Below are 542 nucleotides of genomic sequence, written 5' to 3' on the forward strand. Positions count from 1 at the left end.
GCAAGGGGGGCGCGGCCGAAGGTGGGTTCGATAATTGGGGTGAAGTCGTAACAAGGTAGCCGTATCGGAAGGTGCGGCTGGATCACCTCCTTTCTAAGGAGACTTCAACGAGACAGGTTCTTGTTGTAACGTCCTGGTCAGACTTCTGGTGCGTTTCTCATTGTTTAATTTAGAGGGTGCAAGCCTCGCATCTGCGACGACGAGGGCCAATAGCTCAGCTGGCTAGAGCACACGACTGATAATCGTGAGGTCGATGGTTCGAGTCCATTTTGGCCCACCAGTGTCCATTGAGAATGGATATCAACATTCAAGAAGTTGAGTGTTGATATCTGGTTTCAATCGAGACCAGAATTCCGCACCTTGAAAACTGAACAATGTGATAATTCCAGATGGAAGAGCAAGCAACAGAGTAGATTTTTAATCAGAATGGCAGAAGTCATTTCTGTCAAATGGGTAATAACAATTAGCCAAAAAATAACTCTGAAGCCTGCATGATTCTTATAAGAGAACTAAGTGTTTTCTAGGACCAAACCGTTCAAAAG

General features: G+C 45.4%; 1 tRNA gene and 1 rRNA gene. Both read left to right on the forward strand.

Features of this window, described 5'->3' with window-relative positions:
• Positions 1 to 93, forward strand: a 16S ribosomal RNA gene (locus B5F22_RS11865); the annotation flags it as partial.
• A gap of 110 nt (positions 94 to 203) precedes the next feature.
• Positions 204 to 280: transfer RNA gene (locus B5F22_RS11870), tRNA-Ile, on the forward strand.
• Positions 281 to 542 lie beyond the last annotated feature (262 nt).

Origin of the sequence: Pseudoflavonifractor sp. An187 (assembly GCF_002160275.1) — a bacterium.
GTDB classification, from domain to species: domain Bacteria; phylum Bacillota; class Clostridia; order Oscillospirales; family Oscillospiraceae; genus Enterenecus; species Enterenecus faecium.